The organism is Microbulbifer salipaludis, from assembly GCF_017303155.1.
Taxonomy (GTDB): Bacteria; Pseudomonadota; Gammaproteobacteria; order Pseudomonadales; family Cellvibrionaceae; genus Microbulbifer; species Microbulbifer salipaludis.
Window position 1 is genome coordinate 1,166,355 of the sequence record NZ_JAEKJR010000001.1, and the last position, 25,253, is coordinate 1,191,607.

16 protein-coding genes and 2 pseudogenes are annotated in these 25,253 nt (G+C 57.0%); 10 read left to right on the forward strand and 8 right to left on the reverse strand.

Annotated features, from left to right (window positions below):
- Positions 1-78: 78 nt before the first annotated feature.
- Both JF535_RS04925 and JF535_RS16930 read right to left on the reverse strand, forming a co-directional pair.
- A complete protein-coding gene (locus tag JF535_RS04925) occupies positions 79-1,029 on the reverse strand; it encodes a response regulator transcription factor (protein WP_206999712.1) in 951 nt (316 codons plus the stop codon).
- Positions 1,026-4,481 carry an ATP-binding protein gene (locus JF535_RS16930; protein ID WP_206999714.1) on the reverse strand — a complete coding sequence of 1,152 codons (3,456 nt, stop codon included), beginning with the start codon at positions 4,479-4,481 and terminating at the stop codon, positions 1,026-1,028. The genes JF535_RS04925 and JF535_RS16930 overlap by 4 nt, the downstream gene beginning before the upstream one ends.
- A gap of 252 nt (positions 4,482-4,733) precedes the next feature.
- Here JF535_RS16930 and JF535_RS04935 point away from each other — a divergent pair, with 252 nt between their 5' ends.
- The 6 genes from JF535_RS04935 (at position 4,734) to urtE (ending at position 11,838) form a co-directional block, all read left to right on the forward strand.
- Positions 4,734-5,855 (forward strand): hypothetical protein, encoded by a 1,122-nt coding sequence (locus tag JF535_RS04935; protein WP_206999717.1) that lies wholly within the window; start codon positions 4,734-4,736, stop codon positions 5,853-5,855.
- 71 nt (positions 5,856-5,926) lie between these two features.
- Positions 5,927-7,207, forward strand: a complete 1,281-nt coding sequence (urtA, locus tag JF535_RS04940; protein WP_242523709.1) for an urea ABC transporter substrate-binding protein — start codon at positions 5,927-5,929, stop codon at positions 7,205-7,207.
- A gap of 281 nt (positions 7,208-7,488) precedes the next feature.
- Positions 7,489-9,111: an urea ABC transporter permease subunit UrtB gene (gene urtB / locus JF535_RS04945; protein WP_340674124.1), complete on the forward strand. Its 1,623-nt coding sequence runs from the start codon at positions 7,489-7,491 to the stop codon at positions 9,109-9,111.
- Positions 9,108-10,304: an urea ABC transporter permease subunit UrtC gene (gene urtC / locus JF535_RS04950; protein ID WP_206999721.1), complete on the forward strand. Its 1,197-nt coding sequence runs from the start codon at positions 9,108-9,110 to the stop codon at positions 10,302-10,304. Before urtB ends, urtC begins: the two co-directional genes overlap by 4 nt.
- Positions 10,301-11,146 carry an urea ABC transporter ATP-binding protein UrtD gene (urtD, locus tag JF535_RS04955; protein WP_206999723.1) on the forward strand — a complete coding sequence of 282 codons (846 nt, stop codon included), beginning with the start codon at positions 10,301-10,303 and terminating at the stop codon, positions 11,144-11,146. The genes urtC and urtD overlap by 4 nt, the downstream gene beginning before the upstream one ends.
- Positions 11,143-11,838: an urea ABC transporter ATP-binding subunit UrtE gene (urtE, locus tag JF535_RS04960; RefSeq protein ID WP_206999724.1), complete on the forward strand. Its 696-nt coding sequence runs from the start codon at positions 11,143-11,145 to the stop codon at positions 11,836-11,838. The genes urtD and urtE overlap by 4 nt, the downstream gene beginning before the upstream one ends.
- Before the next feature lie 15 nt (positions 11,839-11,853).
- Here the strand turns inward: urtE and JF535_RS16935 are convergent, their stop codons facing one another.
- The gene (locus JF535_RS16935) at positions 11,854-12,663 is read right to left on the reverse strand and encodes an MOSC N-terminal beta barrel domain-containing protein (RefSeq protein ID WP_206999726.1); all 810 of its coding nucleotides are present in this window, start codon (positions 12,661-12,663) and stop codon (positions 11,854-11,856) included.
- Positions 12,664-12,789: 126 nt separating this feature from the next.
- Positions 12,790-13,725 carry an autotransporter domain-containing protein gene (locus JF535_RS04970; RefSeq protein ID WP_206999728.1) on the reverse strand — a complete coding sequence of 312 codons (936 nt, stop codon included), beginning with the start codon at positions 13,723-13,725 and terminating at the stop codon, positions 12,790-12,792.
- 19 nt (positions 13,726-13,744) lie between these two features.
- Here JF535_RS04970 and JF535_RS04975 point away from each other — a divergent pair, with 19 nt between their 5' ends.
- The gene (locus tag JF535_RS04975) at positions 13,745-14,491 is read left to right on the forward strand and encodes a hypothetical protein (protein ID WP_206999730.1); all 747 of its coding nucleotides are present in this window, start codon (positions 13,745-13,747) and stop codon (positions 14,489-14,491) included.
- A 110-nt stretch (positions 14,492-14,601) separates the two neighbouring features.
- Here JF535_RS04975 and JF535_RS16980 read toward each other — a convergent pair.
- Positions 14,602-16,017: pseudogene (locus JF535_RS16980) on the reverse strand (autotransporter outer membrane beta-barrel domain-containing protein); the annotation flags it as partial.
- A 67-nt stretch (positions 16,018-16,084) separates the two neighbouring features.
- Here JF535_RS16980 and JF535_RS04985 point away from each other — a divergent pair.
- Entirely contained in the window at positions 16,085-17,929 is a 1,845-nt protein-coding gene (locus JF535_RS04985) for a diguanylate cyclase (protein WP_340674125.1), read from the forward strand.
- A gap of 72 nt (positions 17,930-18,001) precedes the next feature.
- Positions 18,002-18,535 carry a DsrE family protein gene (locus JF535_RS04990; protein ID WP_206999734.1) on the forward strand — a complete coding sequence of 178 codons (534 nt, stop codon included), beginning with the start codon at positions 18,002-18,004 and terminating at the stop codon, positions 18,533-18,535.
- 28 nt (positions 18,536-18,563) lie between these two features.
- Here JF535_RS04990 and JF535_RS04995 read toward each other — a convergent pair whose 3' ends face one another.
- From JF535_RS04995 to JF535_RS05005, 3 genes and pseudogenes are all read right to left on the reverse strand, one after another.
- A complete protein-coding gene (locus JF535_RS04995; RefSeq protein ID WP_206999735.1) occupies positions 18,564-19,076 on the reverse strand; it encodes a LabA-like NYN domain-containing protein in 513 nt (170 codons plus the stop codon).
- Positions 19,077-19,111: 35 nt separating this feature from the next.
- Positions 19,112-20,983 (reverse strand): ATP-binding protein, encoded by a 1,872-nt coding sequence (locus JF535_RS05000; protein ID WP_206999737.1) that lies wholly within the window; start codon positions 20,981-20,983, stop codon positions 19,112-19,114.
- 196 nt (positions 20,984-21,179) lie between these two features.
- Positions 21,180-21,773 (reverse strand): annotated as a pseudogene (locus JF535_RS05005) (ATP-binding cassette domain-containing protein); the annotation flags it as partial.
- Positions 21,774-22,272: 499 nt separating this feature from the next.
- On the opposite strand from JF535_RS05005, the gene JF535_RS05010 reads away from it, so the two are divergent.
- Positions 22,273-25,176, forward strand: coding sequence for a TonB-dependent receptor (locus JF535_RS05010; RefSeq protein WP_206999740.1), 2,904 nt, complete (start codon positions 22,273-22,275; stop codon positions 25,174-25,176).
- The last annotated feature ends 77 nt before the right edge of the window (positions 25,177-25,253 follow it).

The window sequence follows — 25,253 nt, forward strand, 5'->3', positions numbered from 1 at the left end:
AGGCGTTACCCGGCGCTTTGCCGCTATCCAGGCCCCTAGCATCCGCTAGTCGCTGCCAGCCCCTGTCAGCCTCATCACTCAAGAATCCGGGTTTATCGCCCGAATCGCAATGCCCGCCGCAGCGGTCCGGTTCTCCACCCCAAGCTTGGAGAAAACTCCCTCCAGATGTTTGTTCACCGTGCGCGGGCTGACGCTGAGAATCTCACCGATTTCCCGGTTTGTTTTGCCATTGGCGATCCAGAACAGTACTTCCGATTCCCGCTTGGTGAGCGATAACTTCTCGCGCAAGATATCCTCACCGGCGGGGCCGCCGTCGTCCACCAGCTTTAATAAAAACATCGTTGCGTCCCGCTGTTCGATAAACACCACCGCCAGCGGTTTGCGCAAACCCTCGAGCTTCAGCTTCTGCCCCCCATCCGGGTTGCGCGAGAGCCAAACCTGTAAATGCTCAGCAACCTGCGCTTGCGTGTCGGGCTCCAGGCCACCGGCGCTGCTCAGCAGGGCATAGGTTTGCGGGGTAGCCCAGTGCATGCGGCCTTCGGTATCCACCGTAAACAGAAACTGTCCCGTCGAGTCCAGTGCCTGGTGGGCGCTGGAGGTCAGGCGGGCATTGCTCAGGTGTACCTTCATGCGCGCCAGTAACTCACTGGGTTGGATTGGCTTGGTCAGGTAGTCCACGCCGCCGCTTTCGAGGCCGCGCACGATACTTTCCGATTCGGTCAGCCCCGTCATAAAAATAACCGGAATCGACGCCAGCTCCGGGTCGGCCTTCAATAAGCGGCAGGTTTCGAATCCATCCAGCCCCGGCATGACCGCGTCCAGCAGAATCATATCCGGGCGCAGGCGGCGGGCAATGTTCAGCGCCTGGCTGCCATCCAGCGCGACCAGTACGTCGATCCCTGCCTGCTCCAGAATGTCGTTAATCAGGCTCAGGGTATCGGGCGAATCGTCCACCACCAGCACGATATCACCCGTGTGCGTGTCCGCCGCCGGCTGCGAGCGGGTCGCGGTATCGTCACAGGTTTTCATTCACGCTCCTTGATTTCCAGCGCTTCGCTCAACTGCTCGAAACGCATGGTGTCCGCCAACTGGCGAAATTCGTCGATGCGATGTGCGGTTATCACCGACGCCGCGGCAAGCCGGTCCAGCGTACGGTGTACACCGCTGCGGTAGCCGATGCGGGCGTAGGCCAGCAGTTCCGCCACCAGTGGATGCTCCGGCAGCACTTCTGCTTTTCCGGTTGGCGTCAACGTGGGCCGGGCGGCAGTGTCGCTATCCATGCCGTAGACCCACTCCAGGTTCAGTAATCGGGCCAGGGTGTCGAACAATTTCTGGTTCACCAGGGGTTTCACCAGATAGGCATCGTGATGGGCGGGTTCACTGTCACCGGGGTTCAGGTGTCGCTCCTGGGCATCCGCCGAGAGCATGACAATGGGCGCGGATAGTTTGCGTGCGCGCAGTTCCTGCGCAAGGTCCAGCCCGTTGATGCCCGGCATGGTCACATCCAGCAGAAACAGATCTGGACACTGATGCTGCACCAGGGCGAGGCAATCCTCGCCGCTTTGTGCCTCCAGTATGGAAAAGCCCAGGGGTGTCAGCAGGTCGCCAATCAGCCCGCGGTGAATCGGCTCGTCGTCCACCACCATCACGCTGCGCCGTGGACCCCGATAGCCGCTGATGTGGCGTTCCGGTACTTCGCTGCGACGATCGTCCTCCACCCACGACAGCAACAGAGACACGGTGAAGCGGCTGCCTTTGCCCACTGCACTTTCCAGGCGCAATTCGCCGCCCATGATTTCCGTCAGCAGGTAGGCAATGGTCAGCCCCAGCCCGGTGCCGGTAGCCACCGGTGTGGTGCCGTTGCGCACTCGCTCAAAGGGTTTGAGAATGCGCGCCTGATCTTCCCGGTGTATGCCCACACCGGTATCGACAATGGTGAACTCGGCCACCTGATTGCGATAGCGGATGTGGAATTCCACCTGACCCTCGCGGGTGTACTTTATCGCGTTGGACAGAAGGTTAATCAGTATCTGCCGCAGGCGCTTTTCATCGGCGATTACGGTGGATGGCAGCGGATTGTGGATATGGCAATAGAAGCGCACGCCTTTTGATTCGGCCTGTGGGCGAAACATGTCCACCATCTGTTCGAGCAGCTCGGGCAGTCGCACGTGGTTGCGGTAGATGTCCAGGCGTCCTGCTTCAATTTTGGAAATATCCAGCAGGCCCTCGATCAAATCGGTGAGGTATTCCCCGCTGCGCTTGATGATGCGCAGCCCATTGCGATGTTTCTCGGGAATATCCTGCTGCTGGTTGAGCAGTTGCGCATAGCCGAGAATGGATTGCAGGGGAGTGCGCAATTCGTGGCTGATACCGGAGAGGTAACGGCTTTTGGCACTGTTGGCGCGGTCCGCCTGCTCCTTTGCGGCCTGCAGGGCGCGGTCGGTTTCCTTGTGCGCTTCGATTTCGTTCAGCAACAGGCGCGTCTGGCGGTTGGACTCCATCTGCGCAACGATGCGGCTGTCGTGGGTCAGCAGGAACAGCCAGGCGAGCACACCGGCGATCAGCAACAGCACCACGAACAGGGTCCACATGGCCTGGTTGAGCAACGCGGCATCACTCTCGCTGGCGGGCTGAAGCTGACCGTAAATCAGCGACAGAATCCCCGCAATCCCCACGCTGGCACCCAGCAATAAAAAGGCAAAGCGCCCCAGTCGTGAGTCCACCCCGTTCACCACCTGTTCCGGTACCAGCATTTTGGCAAAGGTGGCGAGTTGCTGGGAAAAGCGTGCGTCCGGTTTACAGGCGTCGAGGCAGCGGGAGTCCAGCGAGCAACACAGTGAGCAGATCGGGCCGCGGTAGGCCGGGCAGTGGCTCATATCGGCGGGTTCGAAATCATTTTCGCAGATGCAGCAGGTCTGTGCGGACTGGATGCGGGTGCTGCCCGCAGGTGCGTCATCACCATCGAAATAATCCTGATGACGCGCAAGATAAAAATGGCCGCGGGTCACAAGGCCCAGCAGCGGTACCATCACAAAGCAGATGCCGAGAGAGATAAAACTGGCGAAATTTTTCGCCCCCTCACCAAAATGGCCCAGATAACACAGGATGCCGATGACCGATGCCAGCAGCATGGAGCCCACGCCCACCGGGTTGAAGTCGTACAGGTGCGAGCGCTTGAACTCCACGTAGGACGGGCTGATGCCCAGCGGCTTGTTGATCATCAGGTCTGCAGCGAGGCAGCCCAGCCAGCTGATGGCCACCAGCGAAAAAACGCCGAGTACGCCTTCCAGTGCACGGTAAATACCAAGCTCCATCAGAATCAGGGCGATACTGACATTGAACACCAGCCACACGACACGGCCGGGATGGCTGCGGGTCAGCCGCGAGAAAAAGTTCGACCAGGCAATGGAGCCTGCGTAGGCATTGGTGACGTTGATCTTCATTTGTGAGATGAGCACCATCACGCCCGCCAGAATCAATGCCATGGTGGGGGATTGAGTCACGTAGTTGAAGACGCTCTGGTACATGTACACCGGGTCAGCGGCCTGCTCGGCTGAGGCGCCATCGGTGATGGCGAGATACGCGAGAAACGAGCCAAACAACATCTTGATGACCCCGATCAGAATCCAGCCCGGCCCGGCCAGGGTCAGCCAGAACCACCAGCGTCGGCGATTTTCCCGGGTTTTCTCCGGCATAAAACGCAGGTAATCCACCTGTTCGCCAATCTGCGCCACCATCGCAAAAAACACCGCGCTGGCTGCGCCGAACAGCATCCAGTCGAATGCCGCCCCCGCCGGGTTGTGCTGCGGTGTGTACTGGGTCCAGTCTCCCACCCGCGAGAGTTCAAACCACGCAGCAATCCCCAGCGCCAGGCATTGCAGCAGCAGCCACAGGGGCTGGGTGCCAATCTGGAATTTGCTTACTGCCTGGATGCCGTGGGTCACGATGGGGATCACTGCAACGGCACAGAATATGTAGCCGATGGCGGGGGGGATGCCCAGCAGGGCGTGCAGGGCGGAGGTGAGAATGGCGGCCTCGATGGCAAAAAAGATAAACGTAAACGAGGCGTAGATCAGTGAGGTGATGGTGGAGCCGAGGTAACCGAAGCCGGCGCCGCGGGTAAGCAGGTCGATATCCAGCCCGTGTTTAGCGGCGTAGTAGGTGATCGGGAAACCGGTGATGAAGATGACCGCGGCCACGGCGAGCATGGCCGCCACCGTATTGACGAAGCCGTAATTCAGGGTGACCGCGGCAGCGATCGCTTCCAGTGCGAGAAACGCCGTCGCCCCCAGGGCGGTTTTGGCGACCTGTTCAATGGTAAAACGGCGCCCGCGCAACGCGGTGAAGCGCAGCGCGAAGTCTTCGAGGGTCTCGTCCCCTACCCACTTGTTGTAGGTCCGCCGGACGCGGAATACCTGTTGTGCGGGTCGCATGGTGTGTTGTTGCCCGTCGTTATCGTTGCCCGTAAATATTCCAACCACCGGGTGCCGCCTTGGTTATTTGTTTTTTTATGCAACAAGAATACCGGATTCTGTGTGGTTTCCTGCCATCTTTAGTGTACGTCTCCGCATACTTCTGGAAACCGTCAAATGACGTAGTTACCGGCCCCAATACGCGTATGGCTCCCCTGTGCCTGCGGTCGAATAATCGATACCACCAAAAAATAACCAATCGAGACGACAACAGAGGGGATGACCATGGAGATGTGTTCAAGAGGAAAACGACCGCAACAAGTGCTTCAGTCGAGAAGCACCTGGTTGAGCAGCGCCTGTGCGGTGGGCGTACTGGCCGCGAGCATGGTGTCGCTGCCGGCGGCGGCAAAGCAGTTCGAGTCCGAAGGCGGGCAGACATTCAGTATCGGTGCCGGCTTTCGCTCCCAATTCCAGTCGGTGGAGGGGGATAGTGCATTCACCATGCCGGATATCCGCGTGTATAGCTCCGGCCAGCTGAGTGACACCGTGAAATTCACCTTCAACCTGCAGCAGCGGGATGGCGATACTGTGGACGTGCTGGATGCCATTGCCCAGTTCGAGTTCAGTCCCGCGTTCAATATCTGGGCCGGGCGCATGCTGACCCCAGCGGATCGTATCGAGATGAGCGGCCCCTACTATGCCCTCAGCTGGAACCAGTATCGCCAGCCGCTGTATGCCTCCGACCAGGGCGGCCAAGCGGGTCTGATCGGCCGTGATGAAGGGATTACCTTCTGGGGCACCGCCGGCAAATTCCAGTATGCCGCGGGTAGCTTTATCGGCCTCGACGAATACAGCAACCAGGACGAGAACCCACTGTACGCCGCGCGCTTTGCCTACAACTTCCTGAATATGGAATCCAACCCCGGGTACTACACCAGCTCCACCTACTACGGTGGCCTGGGCAATATCTTTACCCTGGCGCTCTCCCTGCAAAGTCAGGAAGACGGCGTGGGCAGTGAAGAATTCGCCGGTGACTTCTCCGGCTGGACGGTGGACATGCTGTCGGAAACCGTACTGGATGCCGGTGGTGTGATCACCGTTGAGGCAGAGTACAAGAGCTTCGATGCGGACTACACCGTCGCTTCCCAGCCGATGACCGGCGACTGCTTCTGCCTGTTTGATGGCGAGTCCGCATTTGCCACCGCAGCCTATTTATTCCCGAGTAATGTTGGCCCCGGAAAATTCCAGCCGTACCTGCGTCTGGTCGAAAACAGCCCCTCCGATGCCGACAGCAGCAGTTCCACCGAGCTGGGTCTCAACTACGTGGTCAATGGCCACAACACCCGCCTGAATCTCAGTTTTGTCTCCGGTGATGCCAATGCATCGGGCTATGCGGGCGCGGATGTCGATGTATTGAGTCTCGGAATGCAAGTCCAGCTTTAAGACCTGTAAACGCGCAGCCGCCAACGGTGTGCTGCGCCAGCAATAAAAATACAAGGAGCAAGTCTATGAACATGAAGAAAATTATCGCCAGCCTGGCTTTTGCCGCAGGCACCAGTGTGGTGAGTGCTGCCGCACTGGCCGCAGAGACCATTAAAGTGGGTGTGCTGCACTCCCTCTCCGGCACCATGGCCATCAGCGAAACTACCCTCAAAGACACCGTGCTGATGATGGTGGAAGAGCAGAATCGCAAGGGTGGCCTGCTGGGTAAACAACTGGAAGCGGTGGTGGTCGACCCGGCTTCCGATTGGCCGTTGTTTGCGGAGAAGGCGCGTGAGCTGCTCACCAAAGAGAAGGTTGATGTGATCTTTGGCTGCTGGACATCGGTATCGCGCAAGTCGGTGCTGCCGGTGATTGAGGAGCTGAACGGGCTCATGTTCTACCCGGTGCAGTACGAGGGTGAAGAGTCCTCGAAAAATGTGTTTTACACCGGTGCTTCCCCCAACCAGCAGGCCATTCCTGCCGTGGATTACCTGATGTCGGACCTGGAAGTTGAACGCTGGGTACTCGCCGGCACTGACTACGTGTATCCACGCACCACCAACAAGATTCTTGAGGCGTACCTGACCGACAGCGGCGTCGCCAAAGAAGACATCATGATCAGCTATACACCGTTCGGTCACTCCGATTGGCAGAGCATCGTGTCTGATATCAAGAAGTTCGGCAGCGCCGGTAAAAAGACCGCCGTGGTCTCCACCATTAACGGTGACGCCAATGTGCCGTTCTACAAAGAACTCGCCAACCAGGGCGTGAGCTCCGAAGACATCCCAGTGGTGGCGTTTTCCGTGGGTGAGGAAGAACTCTCCGGTATCGATACCGGTCCGCTGGTCGGACACCTGGCCGCATGGAACTACTTCCAGGGTATCGACAGCGAGGCTAATGACTACTTTGTTCAGCAGTGGAAGAAGTTCATTGGTGACGAAAAGCGTGTAACCAATGACCCAATGGAAGCCACCTATATCGGCTTCAATATGTGGGCCAAGGCGGTGGAAAAAGCGGGCACCACGGACGTGGATGCGGTGGAGCAAGCGATGATCGGCATCGAGTTCCCGAATCTCACCGGCGGTATTGCCAAAATGAACAAAAACCACCACCTGTCCAAGCCGGTATTCATTGGCGAGATTCAGGATGACGGTCAGTTTGAAGTGGTTTGGGCCACCGACGATGTCGTACCGGGCGATGCCTGGTCGGACTTCCTGCCGGGATCCAAAGACCTGATTGCTGACTGGACCGCACCCATCAAATGCGGCAATTACAACACCAAGGCCGAGGCCTGCAGCGGCCAGGTTAAATAATCCCGACGATGGCGGTGAGTGGTTCCTTTTTTCTTCACGGATGATGGAAAGAAAAACCCTCAAGTGAGCTCACCGCATATCACAGGGTTAGCCGAAGTGTTCTCTGCCTGTAGAGCACTTCGGTCAGGGAGTTAGCCCCGGCAATACGCAACGTATTGGACTGTCCGGGGCTTGTTTCGTTTTTGTTTGGTTACAGTGCCTGGCAAATCATCCGAGCGGAGCAGACCGACTTCTGCCGAGTGACGAGCCATATTGTGGCCGAGCCGTGCGCGGAGTTTTTTGTGAAAAAATTGATACTGAGTTGTGCCCTGCTGATGACGGCGTTCGCCGTTATTTGTGTGCAGGCACAGACACACTCTGTACCACCTGCCGTAGAGACCACGCTACAGCAGTTAACGAAGGCCAGCCTGCGCGAGACCGGGGAACTGGTGAAGCAGCTGGAGGATTCCGGTGGTGCCGCCATGCGGCCACTGTTTGAAACCATGCTCGCCGGTGATCTGCACTATCACAAGCCCACGGGAAATCTGATGGCGGTTAGCAAAAACGCCGCCGGCGATTACCTCGGTCGGGATGTTTTTACTGGCGCAGATCTGGGGATACAGGCGCGACGGGACATCAAGAAAATTCGCGTAAACAATCGGCTGCGCGGTCAGCTGCGCGATGCCATCGCGCGGATCAATCTGCTGCAGGGCAATCCAGAGCAGCAGCGGATGGCACTACTGGCCATGCTGGACGATCTGTCTACCGAGAACATGCGCCTGTTACAAAGCGCTTCCGAGGCCGGGGTAAGTGCCGAGGTTGCCGATCTGATCAGCCTGGCGGAAGCCATGGTGCGCTTGCGGCAAAGTACCATCACCGATGAGCGTGTTGCGGCGATCAATGCCATGAGCCAACACCTGGAGGCCCCGGTGCGCAATCAACTGCGCCGGCTGCTCGACAATGAAAATGAACGGGATGACGCCGTGAAAGCGGCGGCCCAAAAGGCGCTGGATAAAATTACCGAGCGCATCGAATTCTACGGCCAGCTGGAACAGCTGTTTTTCGGGCTCAGTCTCGGTTCTGTGCTGGTGCTGGCCGCCATTGGCCTTGCCATTACGTTTGGTGTCATGGGTGTGATCAACATGGCGCACGGCGAAATGATCATGCTCGGCGCCTATACCACCTATGTAATTCAGCAGCTGATGCCGGAAGCCATCGGCTACTCACTATTGATTGCGGTGCCTGCGGCCTTTCTGGTGTCCGGTAGCGTGGGGGTGCTGATCGAGCGCGGTGTCATCCGTCATCTACAGGGGCGCCCGCTGGAAACGCTGCTGGCGACGTTTGGTATCAGCCTGATTTTGCAGCAAGCGGTACGCAGTATTTTTTCGCCGCTGAATATGCAGGTGGTAACCCCGGAGTGGATGAGCGGCTCGCTGGCGATCAATCCGGTCTTTTCTGTTACTTATAACCGTCTGTATATCCTGCTGTTTGCGCTTGCGGTGTTTGCGGCACTGGTGATGGTGTTGAAAAAAACCTCCCTGGGACTCAACGTGCGCGCGGTCTCTCAAAACCGTGACATGGCAAAAGTCATGGGGGTTCGCACGGAAATGGTGGACGCCATGACCTTTGGGCTCGGCTCTGGCATTGCCGGTGTGGCCGGTGTTGCCCTGTCGCAGTTAACCAATGTGGGCCCGAATCTGGGGCAGGCATACATCATCGACTCGTTTATGGTGGTGGTATTCGGGGGCGTGGGTAATCTGCTCGGTACACTGGTGGGTGGGTTCTCGCTCGGTGTGGCGAATAAATTTCTCGAGCCGGCGACGGGTGCGGTGCTGGCAAACATCATCGTACTGGTCTGCCTGATTCTGTTTATCCAGAAGCGCCCCAAAGGGCTGTTTCCCCAGCGTGGGAGGGCCGCAGAATGAGCGCAGTAAATACCGCAACAAACAAAATCGGCCGGCTCTTCGCTGAGCTGCGCCAGCCCGGTAAGGGGTCTTCCTTCCTGGTGGGTGCGCTGCTGGTAACAACGCTGGCCATGTCTGCCGCCAACCTGTTGTTGCCTGCGGAATCGCCCCTGTATGTCAGTACCTACTCCATCACCCTGATGGGCAAATATCTGTGCTTTGCCATGCTGGCGATGGCGGTGGATATCATCTGGGGCTATTGCGGCATCCTGAGCCTCGGCCACGGGGCGTTTTTTGCGCTCGGCGGTTACGGCATGGGCATGTACCTGATGCGCCAGATTGGTGACCGCGGTGTGTATGGCAATCCGGATCTTCCGGACTTTATGGTGTTTTTAAACTGGCAGGAACTGCCGTGGTACTGGTTTGGTATGGATCAGTTCTGGTTCGCCATGCTGGTGGCGCTCGCCGTGCCGGGGCTGCTGGCCTTTATCTTTGGCTGGCTGGCGTTTCGCTCGCGGGTGACCGGCGTATATCTGTCCATCATGACCCAGGCGCTGACCTATGCGTTGATGCTGGCGTTTTTCCGCAATGAAATGGGGTTCGGCGGCAACAACGGGCTGACGGATTTCAAGGATATTCTCGGGTTTGATTTGCAGGCCGATGGCACACGGGTGGCGCTGTTACTGACGACCACGCTGCTGGTGGTGATCGCCTTTCTCAGCAGCCGCGCGATTGTGCAGTCGCGCCTTGGCCGCGTGATTGTGGCAGTGCGGGATGCGGAGGCGCGTGCGCGCTTTCTCGGCTACCGCACCGAACACTACAAGGTGTGGCTGTTCGTGTACTCGGCACTGATCGCAGCGCTGGCGGGCGTACTGTATGTACCACAGGTAGGGATTATCAATCCTGGCGAATTTACCCCGCTCAACTCCATTGAGGTGGTGGTATGGGTGGCGGTGGGTGGCCGCGGCACGCTGTACGGCGCCATCGTTGGCGCCTTGCTGGTGAACTACGCCAAGACCCGCTTTACCGCCATTATGCCCGACGGCTGGCTGTTTGCCCTCGGCGCCTTGTTTGTGATCGTTACCGTGTACCTGCCCAAAGGGCTGGCAGGTTTGTTGCAACGCTCTCCTGATGATGCCCCTGTGCCGCCGGCGCAGGATAAAGTCCCTGCGGGCAACCGCGGCGGAATCGGCCCCCAGGAGGTCAACGCATGACAAATTTCGATTCAATTACCGGCCCCGCGCGGGAGTTGCTGCGCCGGGATACGGCGTGGCCGTTTCTGGTGCCGCGCCGGCGCTCTCCGGATGTCTCCAAGAATGTCATTCTGTATCTCGAGTCGCTGAATGTCAGCTTTGATGGCTTCAAGGCGTTAAACGATTTGACCCTGTATGTGAACGACGGCGAGCTGCGCTGCCTGATCGGCGCCAATGGGGCAGGCAAGACCACCCTGATGGATGTGATTACCGGCAAGACACCCTGCGACAGTGGCAGCGCCTGGTTTGGCCAGAATATCGACCTGCTGGCCCACGACGAGGCGGAAATTGCCCAGCTGGGTATCGGCCGCAAGTTCCAGAAACCCACGGTATTCGAAGCGCACACGGTGTTTCACAACCTGGAATTGTCCCTGCAGGGGAGTAAAGGGGTATGGAGTGCACTCACCGCGCGCCTTTCCCGTAGCGAACGCGATCGTATCGATGAGGTGCTCAATATCATTGGCCTGGAGAAGTCCCGCTACCAGTTGGCCGGGTCCCTGTCCCACGGTCAGAAACAGTGGCTGGAGATCGGCATGTTACTGGCTGCCGAGCCGCGGCTATTACTGGTGGATGAGCCGGTGGCGGGTATGACCGCGGAAGAAACCGAGCGCACCGCCGAGCTGCTCACTTCGCTGGCGGGCAAGCATACGGTGATTGTGGTGGAGCACGATATGGAATTTGTGCGCAGCATTGCGCGTACCGTCACGGTGCTGCATCAGGGCTCGGTACTGGCAGAGGGCACGATGGATCAGGTGCAGAACAACCGCGAGGTTATTGAAGTGTATCTCGGGGAGGAAGCATGATCCGGATTGAAAAACTCAATCAGAAATACGGCGGCACCCAGATTCTGTGGGATCTCGATCTGGACATCGAACAGGGCTCCTGTACCTGCATTATGGGCCGCAACGGCGCCGGCAAAACGACGTTGCTGAAGTGCCTGATGGGACTGTTGCCGGCCAGTGCTGGGCGCATTCTCTATCGGGGTAAACCAATAGAAGGTAGCCCGGCGCAGGCGCGGGCCAAAATGGGCATTGGCTATGTGCCTCAGGGGCGGGATATTTTTCCGCTGCTGACGGTGGAGGAAAACCTGCAGATCGGATTACCGGCGCGGGGGGACGGGCTGAAGAAAATTCCCGAGCGGGTGTTCGAATTGTTTCCGGTATTGAAAGATATGCTGCACCGCCGTGGCGGCGACTTGTCTGGTGGTCAGCAACAACAGCTGGCCATTGGTCGCGCCCTGGTGATTGACCCCAAGGTGCTGATTCTGGATGAGCCGAATGAGGGCATTCAGCCGAATATTGTTCGCCAGATCGGGGATGTCGTCATGCAACTGAATGAGAACGACGGGCTGACGGTGATACTTGTGGAGCAGAAGCTGGGGTTTGCGCGTCGGGTGGGTAAAGAGTTCCGCCTGATGCAGAAAGGTTCGGTGGTGGCCGCGGACAAGATGGCAAACCTGGACGATGCGCTGATTCGACAATATCTGGCGGTATAGAGTCCCGCGGTTGCGTCAACGCACGTCCACCCGGTCACCGATGTGTATGCTGGCCGGTGCCTGCACGGCGGAGGCCGGGGCCAGGTTCATCCCAAAATAAATCTGTCCGTCTTCCCAGCGCCGGTAGCTGGCCAGCGTGCGCAGGGGTTCTTTCTGCGCGCGTCCGGTAAACGGATGCAGGCCGGGGATGGCGCAGCGCGCACAGGGGTGGGTGCAATCGAATACCAGGGGGCCGTCATGGGTGTGTATCGTGAGGGTTTTCCAGTGGTCTTCGGCGAAGGGTTCGCAGCCACTGATCACCAGGTTGGGGCGGAAGCGCAGCATGGAGACCGGCTCGGCGAGGCGACTGTTGAGATCCTCCAGAGAAGCCTGGCTGATCACCAGCAGTGGCGCAGCGTCGGCAAAGCCCACCTGGCGATCTTCTCGCGGCGACACCAGCGGCCGCTGGAATTCTTCCCCCATGGCGACGAGACGCACCGCTGTGCCTAGCTGCTCACTCAACCACTGCGCGGCCGCATCGCCGGCATCGCGCGCAAGCACATCGTCATCCCAGACCCGTACCTCTCTCACATCTGCATCAGCCTCTGGCTGGCGTACATCAATACTGACCCCCTCGGTATTTTCCAGACGTACGCCGGCCCCGGTTACCGTGGCTTTGAGTTGCGCCATGGCGCGCAGACGGCGCTGGGTGACGAACTGGTTGTTGTCGTCCACCAGCATCCAGCGGCGGTCGTTGACCGCACCGAACTGGTCCAGTGGCAAAGACTTGCACTTGTGCCCCTGCAGGGATTTAACCGGAAAATGGTAGAGCGCGGAGATTCGCACCGTCGATTCCTTAATAGGTCGATTCTTTTATGCGCTGATTCTTTCATGGATTGATACTTTCCTGAAGTATTGCGCGCAATCCACGCCGCGCATCACGTACATTAACCTGATCCTGTCTTTGCCTGCCTACCATTTTTTGTGGAATCCCAAGCGCGCCTCGAATGATTCCAGTTCACCGGAATCAATATCCTGGGTGTAGTCGATGATGCCGAACAGGCTGGTTGTGCCACTGAAGTCGACCGTCAGGCCGATCCCGGTTTCCAGCATTGTCTGCCCCCGGCCTACGAATATGGGGGTGGTATTGAAATAGACCGGGTCGGAGCCGTGGTCTTCATACCAGATGTTGGCCTTGAAGTAGGGACGCCACAAGCTGTTTCCATGCAGGATATCGGCAACAAATCGACCGCCGATGCGCGCGGTCAATGCATTCACATTATCGAACGAGATATTTGAGAATCTGTCCTGCGAACCGCTCATGTTTTGGTGTTGCCAGATCAGTTGCCCCTGGGGTTCCAGCGTCCAGGTCCCATCGAGTGGAATGGGGATACCAACCTCCATGGAGGCCGTGATTTCGTTGCCATCGATATCCGCGCTCACCCCTCGGTAGGAACGACTCTCTCCGTCAAAACTGGATAACAACAGCACGCCGTCAAAGTAGGCGCCGCCGGGCCAATGGTGGGTCCAGTAACCGCCCAGATTGTATTGATCCAGCTCCACCTTGCCGGTGGCGAGGTTTTTCTGGGCCAGCGCGAATCCACTCACATCGCCGTTGGCGCCACCGCGACCGATCATCACACCGAATATATCCCTTTGTCCGCCGGCACTGCTGCGACCGTAGATGGGAACACCGAGCTGTATTCCCCACAGGTTCCCATCGTACTTCTGGTCAACGGTACCTCCCTGGCTGAGCTTGAGCTGGTCGCCGAAAGCGCGTACCCAAAGTGCACTGCTGCCGTTATTGCGCTTCGACCAGGCTTGCTCGCCCTCGCGCTCGTGAAACGTGCCGAGGGTCTCCATGGTCAGGGCCCGGCTCACCGAGGGCAGTGCAACATGGGTGGGCACTTCGGGCCGATAGATCGGAATGATGACCCCGCCAGACGACGAGCTGCCGCTTGAGCTGGAGCTGCCACTGGACGAACTACTGGAGCTGCTGGAAGAGCTCCCAGAGGAACTGGAGCTGCTGCCGGAAGAGCTCCCGGAAGAGCTAGAGCCCGAGGAGCTAGAAGACCCGGACGAACTACTGGATGTGCTGCCACCGGAGCTACCGCTAGAAGAGCCACTTGAAGAGCTACTTGAAGAGCTACCACTCGAGGAGCTGCTACTGGAGCTACCCGAGCTCGAACCCGACGAGCTGCTGCTGGTGCCACCGGAACTAGAGCTGGAAGAGCTGCTGGACGAGCTGCTACTGGAGCTACCCGAGCTCGACCCTGACGAGCTGCTGCTAGTGCCGCCGGAGCTGGAGCTGGACGAGCTGCTACTGGAGCTACCCGAGCTCGAACCCGACGAGCTGCTGCTGGTGCCACCGGAGCTGGAGCTGGAAGAGCTGCTGGACGAGCTGCTACTGGAGCTACCCGAGCTCGAGCCCGACGAGCTGCTGCTGGTGCCGCCGGAGCTGGAGCTGGACGAGCTGCTGGAAGAACTGCTACTGGAGCTACCCGAGCTCGAGCCTGACGAACTACTGGACGTGCTGCCACCGGAGCTACCGCTAGAAGAGCTACTTGAAGAGCTGCCACTCGAGGAGCTGCTACTGGAGCTACCCGAGCTCGAACCCGACGAACCGCCGGAGCTTGAGCTTGAGGAGCTGCTCGATGAGCTACTGACGATATGAGATCGCAGGTACCAGTTGTTCTCGGTACCCGCACTTACCCCGCCGCGAAACAGCAAGTATTCATAGGGCCCGGCAGCGACAATGTTCGCCAGGGAAAAAGTACTGGGTGTGCTGCGGCCGTCGATGACCAGATTGACCAGAATGCCATCTGCAACCGTGAGTGCGCCGGGGCCACCGGTGTTGTTGATAAACAGCTGGGTAGAGCCCTGCTCATTGCCGATGGTGCGCAAGTAATCGGAGGGCGAGTCATCACTGGCCAGGAATGTATCGAGTGCCATGCGCCCATTCTGGCCGAGGTAGTCGCCGGTGAGGGAGAGAATATCGAAGGGGCTGTTATTACCGGTCATATCGATCAGGCCAGCGTTTCTCAAGTCAACGCTATTGCCGGGTACCGCCGGTGCGATTCGTCGCTGGCCCTGGTTGGCAAACAGTGTGGCACTGCGGTCGATAAAAAGGCTGCCCGTGTTCGTCCCACTGTCGCCAAGTATCAGGTCACCATTCATGGTCAGTTCGGACCCGCTGAGCAGTCTGATCTGTTCCCATTGGGTCAAGCGGTCGGGTCGGCCACCGATGGTGTTTTCCCACTCCAGCTCGTCCGTTCCGAGACCGCCATTGATGGGGTACCCCATCAGGTTGGTGTCGGTCAGCCCGATCAGGCGGACGTTATCGTCGCCATCTTGCATATCCAGATTGCGAACCTGTCCGCCACTCCAGGTCAGCTCGTCATCGCCCGCACCGGCCATATAGCTGGTTAGCACTCCGCCGAGGATCGTCGCCTGATCTTTCCCGTCGCCCTGTTGCACCGAATTTACAAAGCCACCCTCCATCACGAAGGTGTCATCGCCCGAGCCCTGATCCACCTGAGAGTTGATTCGGGCACCGGCGCGATTAATGACGGTGTCGCGGCCGTTGTCCAGTGACACGGCGGCGCCTTGAATGGTGCCGGCATTGTCGACCAGGGTGTCCGCGTTGCCGGTAACCTGGATCCCAGAATTGAGCGTGGCGCTTGCCTCGTTGGTGATACGCAGGGAGCCATTCCCTGAGGCGGTAATACCCTGATTCAGCGTGCCCTGGTTGACGACGGAATTGTCACCATCACCGTTAATGGTCAGGAACTGGTTGATGTTACCTGTGGCGCGGTTGACGATGTTGTGGTCACCATCTCCGGACATTTCCAGCCCCTGATTGATGGTTCCCGCATTGTCAAAGTTCAACATGCCAATGTTGAGCAGGCTGACACTTTGCAGAATGCCTGCATTGTCGATAGTGAGCATATTTACATCGGTGGCGGCGATGGTCCCGTTCAGGCTGGCCCCCGGCAGAATATCGATCGTTAGTTCTCTGAGGTTATCTACCGCAAATCCGGGATCGCTACCGGAGCAGGTAATGGTATCGCCGGACATCGGCGGGACCGGCTGGCAGTCTGCCTGTGCCCGGGGAGCAAAAACGCCAGATGTGCAAAGCAGGATGAAGAGGAGTGCGAAGGGCGCTGCCCTGTAGCTGGTCTGTCGATGCGTCAAATCCATAGGTGTTTCTCAGTGTCCTTTCCCCTGGCTTGTATGCCGGTTGCGGACCCGGGGTGCCAGTTGATCCGTGGAAGTCAGTATTGACATCTATTACCTGTTATTGGGATGGCTCAAGTTTAGGCTGACTCCATTGTTTGACGGGGTTTTCGCCGACAGTGTGGTAAGATTTCGCGTCATTAATTCAATAAAAGAAGCGTGGGAAGTGAGCGCGATGGAATTCGCACGGTGGGTTTGGGGGGTGGCGCTGATAGGCCTTTCGCTGAGTGCCGGGGCGAGCCCGTTTGTTGTCGGGGAGGGACAGCGCCCGCAAAGTCTTACTCCGTATCTGCAAATCCTGGTCGATGAGCCGGGTAAGCTGGAACTTCAGGATGTGTGGGCGGCTTCATCGCAACGGTGGCAGAGTGGCGTCAATGCAAGTTTTGGTTTTAGTGAAGCGGCCTACTGGGTAGCGATTACCTTACAGAACACCAGCGATGCCCCGATGGGGATGATCATTCGTCAGGATTATCCACTGATTGACCAACTGGATTTCTGGCAGCCTTCTCTTGATGGCGGCTGGCGGCATACGGCAACCGGTGACCGGCGCCCATTCGACTCCCGACCCTTGAATTTGCGCGATTTCGTTTTCCCGATCACGTTACCCGCAAACACCACACACACCTTTTACTTACGTTACCAGACGGCGGGCTCGATGAATATCGGCCTTAGCGTGAGCAGTGAGACCGCCTTTCTACCACAGCTGGGGAAAGAGCAAATATTGCTGGGTATCTACTACGGTGGATTCCTCGTACTGGTGATCTATAACCTGTTCCTCTTTCTGGCCGTGCGGGATCGGGCCTATGCCTATTACATGGGTTATGCCATCAGTTATGGGCTTTATTTCGGGGTGCACAATGGTGTTTATTTCCAGTACCTGTGGCCCGGAAACCCCTGGCTGGCCAATCAGAGCTTGCTGATTCTGCTTGGGCTGACATTGATCTTCGGCATTCAGTTTGTGCGCACCATCTGTTCTGGCCCCCGCCTGGCTCCGCGTACCGATCGGGTTGCCCGTTGGGTTCTCTACGCACTGTTCCCGTTAACAGCTATTGCCCCTTTCGTTGATTATGGGCCGATGATCGTGGTTCTAGCGCTGTTAACCCTGATGCTCTCCATTCTGTTCATGGTGATGGGGGTGATCAGCCTGTTACGCGGCTCGGTCCCTGCGCGCTACTTTTTGGTGGGGTGGGCGGCACTGTTGGTGAGTGTGGTCATCTACATGCTGAAAACGTTCGGCCTTGTGCCACATAACGGTTTTACCCACAACGCCTTTCAGGTAGGTGCGTTGGTAGAGATGGTGCTGTTGTCGCTGGCGTTGGGTGCCAGAGTAGGGGAAATACAGCGGTACGGTTATACGGATCAGTTGACCACTCTATTCAACCGCCGCTATTTTGATGAGCGGTTGGCGAGGGAGTTTACCCTCGCAGCTCGCAGTGGAACGCCGCTAGCACTGTTGATCCTTGACCTCGACCACTTTAAAGCGATCAATGATCGACTGGGACATGTTCGCGGTGATGATGCCCTGTGTGCGGTCGGGCAGCTGTTGCGAAAGCAGGTGCGCAAACCGGTATTGGCCTGCCGCTACGGTGGCGAGGAATTCGCAATCCTCCTGCCCCGCACTGACCGTGAGCAGGCATCTGCGGTTGCTGGGCGACTGCTCAAACTCGTATCGGAACTGGCACTGGACGGAATTTCCCTGAGCGCAAGTATCGGTATTGCCACCTTCGAGCAGCAAAACTTTGCCTCTGCCATGCAGCTCATTGAAGCCGCTGACGCCGCACTGTATCGCGCCAAGCAGTCTGGTCGTAATCGGTTTGAACTGGCGCAGTGTGAATCTGATGTAAATGCGCCGACATTGGCAGCTGTTACACAATAAACGCATTGAGGGTATCAATCGCCGGTTTCAAAAGACTTAACCCCCGGTGTTTGACCCCAGAAGGAATTTGATATGAAAACCCCTGTCGGCATTTTGCTTGCCCTGTTGTTCATTGCACCGCTGACCCTGTCCGCGGAGTTTTCCAAGGGGCCGGTGATTACGAATTATGGCGGTGTAGCGGGAGTAAAACAGACGGTTCCGTTGAAGGGGCATGAGCAGTTCAAGGTGGTATTCGATGTGGCGGATCAGGGTGATAAAGACAAAGCCAATCGTCGGTTTGAAAACCTCGCTCGCTTCCTGAACATGCAGGCGCGTGCCGGCGTTCCCCCTGAGCAGATTGCGCTGGCGCTGGTGGTACATGGCAAGGCAGGGTTCGATCTGCTCAGCAACCCGCAGTTCGAGAAAAAATTCGGGATTAAAAATCCCAATGCACCGCTGCTGAAGGCGCTGCAGGAGCAGGGTGTGACGATACATCTGTGTGGCCAGTCTGCCGCGTACTACGGTATTGAAAATGCGCACTTGCTACCCGGTATCAATATGGCGCTGTCTGCCATGACGGCAAATGCGTTGCTGCAGCAGCAAGGGTATACACTGAATCCATTTTAATGGGGCACTAGGGGTGTGCCCTATTCAGTCAGCGCAGTAGCAGTTCGTTGTCGATGGGAATGAATGTGCTCGCTGCGTCGATCAGTGTGCCCGCGGTCAGCGCGCGAACCCCGTACACTTCTACTTGTTTGTTGTGGTCGTGGCGCAGCTTTTTCACCAGAAGATCAAAATCCCCGTCGCCGGAGACCAGAATGACGGTGTCTGCGGCACTCCCATGTTCCAGCGCATCGATGGTGATGCCCACATCCCAGTCGCCTTTTGCCGAGCCATCGGATCGCTGAATATAGGGTTTCAGCTTTACCTCGAAGCCGATGGCCCGGAGTATATTTTGAAATTCCCGCTGCTTAGGATCACCGCGATCAATGGCGTAGGCAATGGCGGTGGTTGCCTGCCTCCCCTGTGTGGCTCGGGACCAGAAAGCGTTGTAATTGAAGTTGCAGCGGAATGCCTGCCTGGTTGTGTAATACACATTCTGCACATCTACAAAAATCGCTATTTTTTCGACGTCACAGGGTTTCGGATTCTGATCACTGGTATCCATCGGGACTTTTCTTGTGATTGCGGTTTAGGTATCCCTTACTGGGGCTCGACGGGATTCTCTAGATGACGTGCGTGCTTCCGCATAGCAGAAATCAGCTGGGCGAAGGCAATGGGCTTGGTCAGGTAGTCATCCATGCCAGCTTCCAGTGCGGCAGCTCTCTGTTCACTGAAGGCAGCGGCAGAGAGACCGATAATTGGAACCTGTCGGATTTCCGGTAGCTGACGGATTTCCCGGGTGGCCTCAAGACCGTTCAGGCCGGGTAACTGGACATCCATAAATATCAGGTCGGGGCGTATCGCCAGTGCTTTTTCGACGCCCTCACGCCCGGTGGTAACAAATGTGGTGACTACGCCTACATCATCGCAGAAGGCCTGCATCAGTGCTTGGTTGAGCGCGTTGTCTTCGACAATCAGCGCCCTGATGCCTCGCAGTTCTGCAGGGGATTTGTCATCACTGGCCGGCCGTGGAGATACCGGACTTCCACAGCGCAGTGGTAGCCGCACCTGAAAGCGGGTTCCTCGTTCGCGTTCGCTGTCCAAACAGATCTCGCCGCCCAGAAGTTCCACCAGGCTGCGGGTAATGGGAAGCCCAAGACCGGTGCCCCGGGCTTGTCCATCGGCGGACTTGTCTACCTGCTCGAACGGCTCAAAGATAAGCGCCTGCTGCTCCGCCGGGATACCAATTCCATTATCAATAACTTCGATGAGTAGAGTTTCTGTGTCCGCCAGTTCCGCTTTTCGATGAAATTTGATTTCAATCGTGCTCGTTTCGGGTGAAAACTTGATGGCATTGCCAATCAGGTTGATTAGTATCTGTGACAGCTTGCTGCGATCGCAGCGGACGAATTCGGGCAGCCGCGGATCAATATCGCACAACAAGTGCAGTGACTTTTTGACGGCAAGCGACTCACAGGAAACAAGGATGCTTTTGATCAGGCCACGTAGTTGAAAGTCTTCGTCGATGGCTTCGATTTTTCCGGCCTCGATGCGGGAAATGTCCAGCACATCATTGACCAGCTCCGCTAGCCCCTGGCCACTGATCGCAATTTTTTCCAGAAATCCGCCAAATTCGGGTGGGAGGCCAGACCTCGTACTGCGGTTCAACAGTAACTGGCTGAAACCCACTATGCTGTTAAGCGGCGTGCGGATTTCGTGACTCATGTTGGTGAGAAACTGGGTCTTGGAGCGGCTATAGAACTCTGCTTTTTCTTTGGCCTGCACCAGCTCCCGCTCCAGCGATTTACGATCCGTAATATCCAGAATAACGCCGATCAGCCCGCCCAGTCGACCATCTTCCAGCTCATAGGCTGCCTTGTTGAATATGACGTCATGCAGGCTGCCATCGGCATAGACCACCTGCGCCTCGTAGACTTGCTGCCCCCGCTGCAGCATCAGTTCAATGTCTTTTTCGTGGTAGATCTTCGCCTGTGGACCCGGTGAAACCCCATAAACTGACCGGCCGACAATATCGTCCCGACTCTTGCCAAGAAAGAGTTCAAATGCCCGGTTGCAGCCGGTGTAAATACCTTTGGCATTTTTATAGAAAATTGGCGCAGGGATGGCATCAATCAGGATCTGGAGAAACTGAAGCTGATCGGATAGCGCCAACTCGGTGGCTTCCCGCTCCAGCAATTCCCGTTGATAGCGGGCGTTCAGCTTTTCCTGATGTGTGAGCGAGGCAGAAAGCCGAGCAATGAGCCGATGGTGCCTGCGATACATCAGGTAACAGCCGATGCCGACCAGGGCGGTGGCGAGGAGCATTCTTGCGGCTGCGCCCAGAAGTTGCTGGTCACGCGGCAGGCCCAGGGTAAGTATCCACTCGCTGACGCCCAATAATGTCACAACCGCAAGGCCCCCAGGCAGATAGTAGCGCTTGAGTGGGAACTGGGTCCGGGATGAAAAATTCATAGCGGAGTTCTGTAGTGGCGTTTAGGCCTATCACACTACGCATGCTGGCTGGTTCAGGCAATATCCTGCAGCGGTGAAATTCATCAGAAGTAACAAGAAGTGCTGGTTATCTTTTTTTGCGTTGATGAGAAGCTGATGGGCATCGTGGCGCAAAAAAGCCCGCATGTGCGGGCTTCTTCGCTTTCTCCAAAACCTGTCAGGTTTTGATTTTCTTGTACTGCATCCGGTGCGGCGTGGCGTTCTCACCGTTGCGCGCCACGAAGTCTTCGTGGTACTCGGTGTAGTTGCCTTCAAAGAACACCACATTGCTGTCGCCTTCGTAGGCGAGGATGTGGGTTGCCACCCGGTCGAGGAACCAGCGATCGTGCGAGATCACCATGGCGCAGCCGGGGAAGCTCAGCAATGCTTCTTCGAGTGCGCGCAGGGTTTCGATATCGAGGTCGTTGGACGGTTCGTCCAGCAGCAGCACGTTGGCGCCCTGTTTCAGGGTGTAGGCCAGGTGCAGTCGGCCGCGCTCACCACCGGACAGTTCGCCCACGCGCTTCTGTTGGTCGCTGCCCTTGAAGTTGAAGCGGCCGATATAGTTGCGTGAGCCCACTTCGTAGTTGTTGATCTTGAGCAGATCCTGGCCGTCTGAAATGCATTCCCACACGGTTTTGTTGTCGTCGAGATTTTCGCGGCTCTGGTCGACGCTGGCGATCTGTACGGTTTCACCGATTTTGATTTCGCCAGAGTCGGGCTTTTCGGTGCCGTTGATCATGCGGAACAGGGTGGATTTACCGGCGCCGCTTGTCGCCGACAAAGGCGCCCTAGCTTTGGGTAAGTGGGATCTGAAACGCTTTTTAGTGCCGTTCGGATGCACGTAATTAATACAAATATACTAAAAGGCTATGTTTCTGTCGATAATTGAGAAATATAAGGATGATACTGTATCTCTCTTATTTTTTTTGTGATGTCTTCCCTTCAGATAAATTAATGGTGTGTTCTTTGTCCTTTTGCCGTTGATGTTGGGCGTAACAGCTCATAAATTTTCGGAAACGCATTTTATTTATTCTGAATTTCTGTAATTAACTGTTTTATATAGCTTTTTTTTTGTGTGCAAAAAATGTGGGCTTCTGATTTTGGGGTCCGCTTCGCATTGTGCCGAATTTTTCGCCAAGCATAAGGTGGGGAAGCGTTTGAGGGGGGGGCGGCGGCGTTCGTTGAAAGATATGTGTCGGGTATGTGGCCGCTGGGGGCGGTCATAAAAATTAACTTTATAAAAACGAAGACCAAAGGGGATCTCTGATATGAGTTCTACACGCAATTTGCGTCAAAATCTGGCGAGAAGTGCCCTGGCCCTCGCCATTGGTGCGGCCACGCTCTCCAGCCAGACAGTTTTTGCCGATGAGACTACCGGTGCCATTCGCGGTGCCGTTGTGAACGTTGAAAATGTCACCAAGGTGACCCTGACCGACCCCGAGCGTGGCATTACGCGGGATGTTAGTGTGTCCGCCGACGGCAAATTCCGTTTCGGTAGCCTTAACCCGGGCAAATACCAGCTGCAGGTCCTTAATGCGGATGGTGTTGTTGATACCCAGATGGTACAGGTAGGCCTTGGCGGCACGACCTCTATAACCATGGGTGATACCGGCGTGGAAGAGGTTACTGTGACCGGTGAGCGCATTTCCCAGGTGGACGTCGGTATTGCCGAGTCTGGTCTGGTGATCTCTGCTGATGAGTTGATGGAGCTGCCGGTTGCGCGCGAGCTGACCGCGGTGACCCTGCTGGCCCCCGGCGTGAGCCGCGGAGATTCCGCCTTTGGTAACAACACCAGCTTCTCCGGTGCTTCTGTAGCCGAGAACGTGAGCTATGTGAACGGCCTGAATACCACGAACTTCCGTAACGGTCTGGGCTTCTCCGAGGTGCCGTTCGAGTTCTACGAGAATATCCAGGTCAAGACCGGTGGCTATTCTGCCAAGTTCGGCCGTTCCACCGGTGGCGTGATGAATGCGACCACCAAGAGTGGTACCAACGATTTTAAATTTGGTACCAACCTTTACTTCGATACCGATGTGGATACCGCCCCGAACACCCGCACGGCTTTCAACGAAAAGGACGCGCGCGATGAGACCAACACTAACGTTTACGCGTCTGGTGCACTGATCGAAGACCGCCTGTTCTTCTACGCCCTGTACAACCGTAGTGTTGAGGACCAGGAGTATTACGGCCGTATCAGTGGTCTCGGTTACCAATCTTCCCGTGAGACAGATTTCTGGGGTGTCAAGCTGGATGGCTACATCACTGAGGATCACCGCGTCGAACTGACCGCGTTCAGCGATGAGCGCGAGACCATCGAAGGTCAATACGACTACGATTCGGACACTGATACACTCGGGGACAAGTACGGTAACACTTACTACGAGCGTGGCGGGATGAACTGGATTGCCACCTATGTGGGCAATCTCACCGATACTCTGGAACTCAAGGTTTCCTATGGTGAGAGCGAACAGAACCGCACTACCGTATCCGACGCCGACATGCTTCCGGTTGTTTATGAGTACACGGAAAATGCGGCGGGGGAGGCTATCTGGACCCCGATGGGTAACTGGACTAACTTCCTGGTGGAAAAAGGGGATGATGCCCGCGAGATGATGCGGGTGGATCTTGCCTGGGACCTGAATGATCACTTTATCGAGGTGGGTCTGGACCAGGAAACCAACACTTCCTTCGCCGACAACAATCTGAGTGGCGGGGTGTACTGGCTGCGCGACCCGGATAACCTGTACAACGAGTGTGACATCGCGAGCGAGTGCCCCTCCGGCGCTAACGTCCGCCGCCGTACTTACAGCGTAGGTGGCAACTTCGAAGTGGTCTCTTCAGCCTTCTATATCCAGGACACCTGGCGGGTGAGCGACAACCTGGAGCTGCAGGCGGGCCTGCGCAACGAGACCTTCGAAAACAAGAATGCCGAAGGTGCCGCTTTCATTGAGGTGGACAATCAGTGGGCGCCACGCCTGTCGGCAGTGTGGGATCCAACGGGTGCAGGTAATCAGAAGGTCTTTGCCAACTGGGGCATGTACTACCTGCCGATCGCGTCCAATACCAACGTACGTCTGGCGGGTGGTGAGACTTATATCCACGATTACTTCGACTGGGACGGTGACTGTGTAAACGCGGATACTACCCCCTGTAATGTGGGTGACCAGTACGATCAGGTTGTCTATGCCGATGGTTCCGTGCCGGACACCCGCGGCCTGGTAGATACCAATATCGAGCCCATGTACCAGTCTGAATTCATCCTCGGTTACGAGTATGTAATGCAGAATGGCATGCAGCTGGGTGTCAAGGGCATGTACCGTGACCTGAAGGTATCCATTGAGGATGTGGCGATCGATGCGGCCGTGATCGATTACTACAACAGCAATGGCACTTGGGACGCGGCTGCCGTAGGTGGCGCTCCTGTTGAGGATGTATTCGACGGTTTCCATCAGTACGTGCTGACCAACCCGGGCAATGCGATGGGCATCTACATCGAGGAGATGGACGAGTTCATCAACCTGACCGCAGACCAGCTGAACTACCCGGAGGCTAAGCGCCAGTATGGTGCGCTGGAGTTCACTTTCAAGCGTCCGTTCGACGGCAAGTGGGCGATGGATGCTTCCTACACCTGGGGGCACAGCTGGGGTAACAGTGAGGGCTACGTGCGTTCGGATAACGGCCAGGACGATGCCGGCCTGACCACCAACTTTGACCAGCCGGGCCTGCTGGACGGCGGCTACGGTAACCTGCCGAATGACCGCCGCCACACGGTAAAGGCGTATGGTCATTACAAGCTGGATATGGGCCTGAGCCTGGGTGCCAACTTCATGTGGCAGACCGGACGCCCGCTGAACTGCTTCGGTGAGCACCCGACCGACCTGTTCGCCCAGGACTACGGTGACGAATCCTTCTACTGTGATGGCCAGCTGGTTCGGCGCGGAAGTGTAGGACGCACGCAGAACTACTGGAACCTGGACCTGAGCGCCCAGTATCCGGTTGAGTTCGGCAACAACCAGAAATTGCTGCTGTCTTTGGACGTGTTCAACGCCCTGAACAACGACACCATTACTGAAGTGAACGAGAGTGGCCTGAACCCGGCGACCTACCTGGAGCCGCTGGTTTACCAGGCTCCGCGTTCTATCCGCTTAGGCGTTCGCTACGACTTCAACTGACCTAATCGGTTGACATAAAAATTATCCGCCAAGTTACCCTTAGAGGGGGCTGGCGGAACCTCTCTTACTTGAGCCAA

Coding starts and splice junctions, on each gene's coding strand:
- JF535_RS05010 (WP_206999740.1), top strand. CDS start 22,273: ATGAGTTCTACACGCAATTTGCGTCAAAATCTGGCGAGAAGTGCCCTG.
- urtD (WP_206999723.1), top strand. CDS start 10,301: ATGACAAATTTCGATTCAATTACCGGCCCCGCGCGGGAGTTGCTGCGC.
- urtA (WP_242523709.1), top strand. CDS start 5,927: ATGAAGAAAATTATCGCCAGCCTGGCTTTTGCCGCAGGCACCAGTGTG.
- JF535_RS04925 (WP_206999712.1), bottom strand. CDS start 1,029: ATGAAAACCTGTGACGATACCGCGACCCGCTCGCAGCCGGCGGCGGAC.
- urtE (WP_206999724.1), top strand. CDS start 11,143: ATGATCCGGATTGAAAAACTCAATCAGAAATACGGCGGCACCCAGATT.
- JF535_RS04975 (WP_206999730.1), top strand. CDS start 13,745: ATGATGACCCCGCCAGACGACGAGCTGCCGCTTGAGCTGGAGCTGCCA.
- JF535_RS04995 (WP_206999735.1), bottom strand. CDS start 19,076: ATGGATACCAGTGATCAGAATCCGAAACCCTGTGACGTCGAAAAAATA.
- urtC (WP_206999721.1), top strand. CDS start 9,108: ATGAGCGCAGTAAATACCGCAACAAACAAAATCGGCCGGCTCTTCGCT.
- JF535_RS05000 (WP_206999737.1), bottom strand. CDS start 20,983: ATGAATTTTTCATCCCGGACCCAGTTCCCACTCAAGCGCTACTATCTG.
- JF535_RS04990 (WP_206999734.1), top strand. CDS start 18,002: ATGAAAACCCCTGTCGGCATTTTGCTTGCCCTGTTGTTCATTGCACCG.